Below are 6,619 nucleotides of genomic sequence, written 5' to 3'. Positions count from 1 at the left end.
TGGACCATCTTCATCTGCTCGATCTGGCCCATGATCATCAACACCGCCGTCGGCGTTCAACGCGTGCCGCAGGACTACATGAACGTGGCGCGTGTGCTCAACCTCAGCGAATGGAAGATTGTCACCAAGATCCTGTTCCCCGCCGTGCTGCCCTACATGCTGACCGGCGTGCGCCTGGCTGTCGGCACCGCCTGGCTGGTCATCGTGGCAGCAGAAATGCTGACCGGCGGCGTCGGCATCGGTTTCTGGGTCTGGGACGAGTGGAACAACCTCAACGTCAAGAACATCATCATCGCTATTTTCGTGATCGGCATCGTCGGGCTGGTGCTGGAATTCCTGCTGATCAAGATCGCCACGGCCTTCACCTTTGAAGAAGTGAAAAGTTAGGCCTGGGGCCTGCCAACCAAGGACACATCATGAGTTCATTGACCACCAAATACATCGAGATCCAGGGTGTCGAGCAGACCTTCAAGACCAAGAAAGGCCCGTTCTGCGCGCTGCAGAACATCAACCTGACGGTCGCGAAAGGCGAATTCGTCGCGCTGATCGGCCACTCGGGCTGCGGCAAGTCCACGCTACTCAACCTGGTCGCGGGCCTGACCACGCCAACGCAAGGCACGCTGCTCTGCGCCAACCGCGAAATCTCCGGCCCGGGCCCCGAGCGCGCCGTGGTGTTCCAGAACCACTCGCTGCTGCCCTGGCTCACCTGCTTTGAAAATGTCTACCTCGCGGTGGAGCGGGTGTTTGCAGCCAAAGAGAACAAGGCGCAGCTCAAGGCCCGCACCGACGCGGCGCTGGCCATGGTGGGCCTCACCGCTGCGGCGCAAAAACGCCCTGGCGAAATCTCGGGCGGCATGAAGCAGCGGGTGGGCATTGCCCGCGCGCTGTGCATGGAGCCCAAGGTGCTGCTCCTGGACGAACCGTTTGGCGCCCTCGACGCCCTGACCCGCGCCAAGCTGCAGGACGAGCTGCTGCAGATCGTTGCCAACACCCAGAGCACGGTGGTGATGGTGACGCACGACGTGGACGAAGCGGTGCTGCTGTCCGACCGCATCGTGATGATGACCAATGGCCCTTCGGCCACCATCGGCGAAGTTCTGCACGTCGAACTGCCGCGCCCGCGCGACCGGGTGGCGCTCGCCGAAAGCTCCGAGTACCTGCATTACCGCAAGGCAGTGATCGATTTCCTCTACACCCGCCAGGGCCACGTCGAAAAAGCCGCGTAAGCGCCTGCCGAAGGGCGCACCGCCCTGCGCCCTGGCTGACACCGGGGCCGCCCGGACGTGGACAGGCCGGCTGGACGGACGTGGTACCCCGTCGCCACTGAGGCGGTTCGTGCGGTTCTCGTGGTCGAGGTCCGGGTCCCCGAATCCCAAGGGTAACCCTCACCCCGTCTTGCAGGTGCCACGGACTTCTGGCCCCTCCCCTCTACAACCTGAGGCCGCGGCAGCACCCAGGCCCTCTCCCGTTACCCCGGGCCGCGCATCCCTGTGCACCGCCCCCTCCCCGCCTTGGCCATCTCGGTCATCTCGGTCAAGGTCTGCTCTGCTCGCTTTCCGGGCCCTCATCCCGGAGGGGTTATTACCTGCGGATGCAACAAACGGTAATAAGTATTACATTTCAGTCTCCGATGTAACTACTTAGTATTTCAATGAACCCTCAAGTTTTAACCAGCTATCAGTGGACCCTGGTCGCCCTGTCCTTCCTGATTTCGGTCGTCGGCGCCTTTGTCGCGCTGACGGTCGCCACGCGGATCCAGCGGAACGCCGCCCACAGCACCACCAACATCCTGTCGGCCGGCATGGCACTGGGCGGCGTCGGCGTCTGGGCCATGCACTTCGTCGGCATGCTCGCACTCGAGCTCGATGTGGCAAGCAGCTTTTCGATGATCGAAACCGGGGTTTCCCTGGCCGTGGCCGTGCTGGCCGCCTCGCTGGCACTGGGTTTTGTCGCCAAGGCGCCAGACAGCCTGCCGCGCATGCTGGGAGCCGGTGCGCTGCTTGGGACCAGCGTGGCTTTCATGCATTACCTGGGCATGTACGGCATGAAATTCGGCGGCTACATCCAGTGGAACTACGGCGTCGTGGCTATCTCGCTGGCCATCGCCGTGGTTGCCGCCACCGCCGCGTTGTGGCTGGCCTTCAACACCCCCAGTTTCACGCGCCGGGCGGGTGCCGCGCTGGTCATGGCGGTGGCGGTGTGTGCCATGCACTACACCGGCATGGCGGCAGCGGAGTTTGTCTGCACCACGGCGAACCGGACGGCCATTCCTCAGGGTTTTGGCTACATCAGCTCGTTCAACCTGCCCAGCCTGGTCATCATTGCCGCGTTCGCCATGGTGCTGCTCATCTCCCTGGACCAGTTTCTGCAGCGCAGTGTGGTCACGCTCCCGAATTCCATCAAAACCCGACGCTGAGCCAGGTCACCTGCCGCCGACAGACCGGGCCCGCCGCAGGCGGCGCCCCGGTGGCACGCAGCACTGGCGCAGGCACAGGCGGCGGCAAGGTTTTTGATCGCCGGCATGCCAACCGCGCTGGTAAGCTTCCCGCCATGACGCTTGCATTGATGGAATGAAGAGATGGCCCTGATTGTGGTCATCGATGACGACGAGGCGATCCGTACCCTGATCGCTGCCGCCCTGCGCTTTGAAGGTTACGAGGTGGCGGAGGCGGACAATGGCGCCTCCGGGCTGGCACTGGTGCGGGGCCATGCGCCGGACCTGGTCGTCAGTGATGTCAACATGCCGGTGATGGACGGTTTTGCGATGCTGCAGGCGCTGCGCACCGACCCTGCCATCCAGGCCACGCCCGTCATCCTGCTGACCTCGCTGCAGGAACGCGCGCATGTCCGCGCCGGCATGACCAGCGGCGCCGACGACTACCTGACCAAGCCTCTGGTTTTCGCGGAACTGCTCGAAGCAACCGCCGCCCAGCTCAACAAGCAGCTGATGCGCCAGTCCGTCCAGCAGCAGGCCGTCGGTGCGGCGATCGGTGAGGCACTGAAGGAACAGGAAAAAAAACTGGGCCGCCTCTATGAAAAAAGAATGCTGGCCGAACTCGCCGACAAATGGCCCTCGGCGCAGGCGCTGGTCGCGGACCAGCGGTTTTCCAGCGCCAGCGTGCTTTTTGTTGACGTGGTCAATTTCCCGGCGCTGGCTGAAAAACTCTCCAGCACGGAACTCAGCGAGGTCGTGCGCGAGTTTTACAAAAATGCGGGCGACACCCTGTATCTCTTCGGCGTCTTCCACATGCAGTTTGTCGGCGAAGGGCTGCTGGCCGTGTTCGTCGACAGCACGGACACCGACACCGTCAACCATGGCCTGCGTGCCACCCGGGCGGCGCTGGGCCTGATCGACGCTGCCCAGCGGGTGCAGGGTTTTCTGCTCAGCCATTTTGCCGGCCGCTCGCTGCCGCGTTTTGAGATCTGCGTGGGCCTGAACAGCGGCCCGGTGACACTGGCCAAACTGGAGGACCCGCTGTGGGGCAGCGCGCAGATTCTGCCGGTCGGCGACAGCGTCAGCACCACCCTGCAGCTGCAGAAGCAGGCCACCTCGGCCGGCTGGAAGATAGCGGCCAGCGCCACCTTGCTGCGCGAGGTCGCCGGCACCGTGAAGACCGGACGGCGCAAGCGCTTTTCCCTGGCGGGTCGCAGTGGTGCCGTGGACGGCACCGAGGTGCTGGGCATCGCGCTGTAAGCGTCAGGAGCTGTCTGCGGTCCACTTCCCGCGAACGGGTACAAGCAGCGCGACGCAGACAGGCCCTGCACCATGACAAGCCCTGTGCATGCCCGCCTTTGGTGCGAATGGCGGGCCTCCCGGGCAACTGCGGCCACCAGCGCGGAGTCAGCCAGGCATGCCGCGCACGGGCCGAACCGGCCGGCCCTCCCCGGCGCGCCAAGGCCACACCCTCAGGCCCGTCCCTTGCGCCAACGCATGGCACAACTTTTGCGTAAGCCTTCACGGGCGCAACGACGCGCCCACCCGCAATCAGCACACTGCGGGTTCTGCGCATAACGACGTGCGTATTGGTGTACCTCATACCGGCCACAACCGGGTCCCTGTTCTGCAGGAGAGAGCATCATGGTTTTTACCTCCCCTTTTTCGCAAGCCGGCATGGCTTTGGCGCTTGCGCCGACGGCACCGGCCCCCACTGGAGTGGCACGATGAAAAAATCAAAACTGGTCATGGTCGGCAACGGCATGGCGGGCGTCCGTACCATCGAGGAACTGCTCAAGGTCGCGCCCGAGCTGTATGACATCACGGTGTTCGGCGCCGAGCCGCACCCCAACTACAACCGCATCCTGCTGTCCCCCGTGCTGGCCGGCGAGCAGACCCTCGACGAGATCGTTCTCAACAGCTGGGACTGGTACAAGGACAACCACATCACCTTGCATGCCGGCAAGAAGGTTGTCGAGGTGGACCGCATCAAACGCATCGTGCGCGCCGAAGACGGCACCGAAGAAGAATACGACCGCCTGCTGATGTGCACCGGCTCCAATCCCTTCATCCTGCCCGTGCCCGGCAAGGACCTGCAGGGCGTGATCGCCTACCGCGACATCGCCGACACCAACGAAATGATTGCCGCGTCGGAAAAATACAAAAAAGCCGTGGTGATCGGCGGCGGCCTGCTCGGCCTGGAGGCCGCCAACGGCCTGATGCTGCGCGGCATGGAGGTCAGCGTGGTGCATGTGATGCCGACGCTGATGGAGCGCCAGCTCGACAGCGTGGCCGGCAAGCTGCTGCAGAAGTCGCTGGAAGAACGCGGGCTGACCTTCCTGATGGGTGCGCAGACGCAAGAGCTGGTGGGCGGTCCGGACGGCCGCGTCACCGCCATCAAATTCAAGGACGGCACGGAAGTGGCCACTGACCTCGTCGTCATGGCGGTCGGCATACGCCCGAACACGCAGCTGGCCGAATCCATGCGCCTGCACTGCAACAAGGGCATCGTCGTCAACGACACCATGCAGACCGTCACGGACGCCCGCATCTACAGCGTGGGCGAATGCGCGGCCCACCGCGGCATCGCCTACGGCCTGGTCGCGCCGCTGTTCGAGCAGGCCAAGGTCGCGGCCAACCACCTGGCGCAGTTCGGCATCGGCCGCTACACCGGCTCGCTGACTTCGACCAAGCTCAAGGTCACCGGCATCGACCTGTTCTCGGCCGGCGAATTCATGGGCGGCGAAGGCACGGAAGAAATTGTCATGAGCGACCCCTTCGGCGGCGTGTACAAAAAGCTGGTCATCCGGGACGACAAGCTGATTGGCGCCTGCCTCTATGGCGACACCGTGGACGGCTCGTACTACTTCAAGCTGCTGCGCGACGGCCGCAGTGTCGGTGACATCCGCGACAAACTGATGTTCGGCGAGTCCAACATCGGCGACGCCGGCCACGAAGGCCACAGCAAGGCAGCGGCCATGCCTGATGAGGCCGAAGTTTGCGGCTGCAACGGCGTGACCAAGGGCACGATCTGCAAGGCCATCAAGGAAAAAGGCCTGTTCACACTCGACGAAGTGCGCAAACACACCAAGGCCAGCGCGTCCTGCGGCTCCTGCACCGGTCTGGTCGAGCAGATCCTGATGGCCACCGCCGGCGGCGACTACTCGGCCACGCCCAAGCTCAAGGCCATGTGCGGCTGCACCGACCACGGCCACCAGGCGGTGCGCGACGCCATTCGGAACAACAGGCTGATGACGATTGCCGATACCTTCAAGTTCATGGAATGGAGGACGCCGAACGGCTGCGCGTCCTGCCGGCCCGCCGTCAACTACTACCTGATCAGCACCTGGCCCAAAGAAGCGAAAGACGACCCGCAAAGCCGCTACATCAACGAGCGCAGCCATGCCAACATCCAGAAAGACGGCACCTACAGCGTGATCCCGCGCATGTGGGGCGGCGAAACCACGGCCAGCGAGTTGCGCCGCATCGCCGATGCGGTGGACAAATACAAGATCCCGACCGTCAAGGTCACCGGCGGCCAGCGCATCGATTTGCTGGGCGTGAAAAAGGAAGACCTGCAAAACGTCTGGAAGGACATCGGCATGCCTTCGGGCCACGCCTATGCCAAGGCCTTGCGCACGGTAAAAACCTGCGTCGGCAGCGAGTGGTGCCGCATGGGCACGCAGGACAGCACGCAAATGGGCAAGGACCTGGAGCGCGCCATGTGGCGCATGTATGCACCGCACAAGGTCAAGTTCGCGGTGTCGGGTTGCCCGCGCAACTGCGCCGAATCCGGCATCAAGGACGTCGGCATCATCGGCGTCGATTCCGGCTGGGAGATGTACATCGCCGGCAACGGCGGCATCAAGACCGAGGTCGCGCACTTTTTCACGAAGCTGAAAACCGCCGCCGAGGTGCTCGAGTACACCGGCGCCTTCTGCGAGCTGTACCGCCAGGAAGGCTGGTACCTGGAGCGCACGGTGCACTATGTGAACCGCGTCGGCCTCGACTACGTGAAGAAAAAAATCCTCGAGGACCACGAGGGCCGCAAGAAGCTCTGGGAGCAGTTGCAGTTTGCGCTCGATGGCGAGCCCGATCCGTGGTTCGACCTGAAGGAAGCGGCCGTTGATACGCGGCAGTTTTCCGCACTTCCCGCCTGACGCCCGCGATGTCCAGGATGAAAAC

At 63.7% G+C, this 6,619-nt stretch carries 5 protein-coding genes; all 5 read left to right on the top strand.

Annotated elements, in window-relative coordinates; translation table 11 throughout:
* Positions 1 to 387: ABC transporter permease subunit (locus AAG813_RS15905; RefSeq protein ID WP_341916648.1), on the top strand; the 387-nt coding region annotated here is incomplete at its 5' end.
* A gap of 29 nt (positions 388 to 416) precedes the next feature.
* Positions 417 to 1,226 (top strand): ABC transporter ATP-binding protein, encoded by an 810-nt coding sequence (locus tag AAG813_RS15900; protein WP_341916647.1) that lies wholly within the window; start codon positions 417 to 419, stop codon positions 1,224 to 1,226.
* A gap of 425 nt (positions 1,227 to 1,651) precedes the next feature.
* Positions 1,652 to 2,416, top strand: a complete 765-nt coding sequence (locus AAG813_RS15895; protein ID WP_341916646.1) for an MHYT domain-containing protein — start codon at positions 1,652 to 1,654, stop codon at positions 2,414 to 2,416.
* Between the two features lie 162 nt (positions 2,417 to 2,578).
* Positions 2,579 to 3,694 carry a response regulator gene (locus tag AAG813_RS15890; protein WP_341916645.1) on the top strand — a complete coding sequence of 372 codons (1,116 nt, stop codon included), beginning with the start codon at positions 2,579 to 2,581 and terminating at the stop codon, positions 3,692 to 3,694.
* 467 nt (positions 3,695 to 4,161) lie between these two features.
* Positions 4,162 to 6,594 carry a nitrite reductase large subunit NirB gene (gene nirB, locus AAG813_RS15885; protein ID WP_341916644.1) on the top strand — a complete coding sequence of 811 codons (2,433 nt, stop codon included), beginning with the start codon at positions 4,162 to 4,164 and terminating at the stop codon, positions 6,592 to 6,594.
* The last annotated feature ends 25 nt before the right edge of the window (positions 6,595 to 6,619 follow it).

Source organism: Polaromonas sp. YR568, assembly GCF_943371715.1.
GTDB lineage: Bacteria > Pseudomonadota > Gammaproteobacteria > Burkholderiales > Burkholderiaceae_C > Polaromonas.
Note: the sequence above shows the minus strand (reverse complement) of the source record. Positions and strands in the feature narration are given on the sequence as shown.

Bases quoted from the DNA above. Each gene is read 5' to 3' on its own strand.
- AAG813_RS15900 (WP_341916647.1), top strand. From the start codon at position 417: ATGAGTTCATTGACCACCAAATACATCGAGATCCAGGGTGTCGAGCAG.
- AAG813_RS15895 (WP_341916646.1), top strand. From the start codon at position 1,652: ATGAACCCTCAAGTTTTAACCAGCTATCAGTGGACCCTGGTCGCCCTG.
- nirB (WP_341916644.1), top strand. From the start codon at position 4,162: ATGAAAAAATCAAAACTGGTCATGGTCGGCAACGGCATGGCGGGCGTC.
- AAG813_RS15890 (WP_341916645.1), top strand. From the start codon at position 2,579: ATGGCCCTGATTGTGGTCATCGATGACGACGAGGCGATCCGTACCCTG.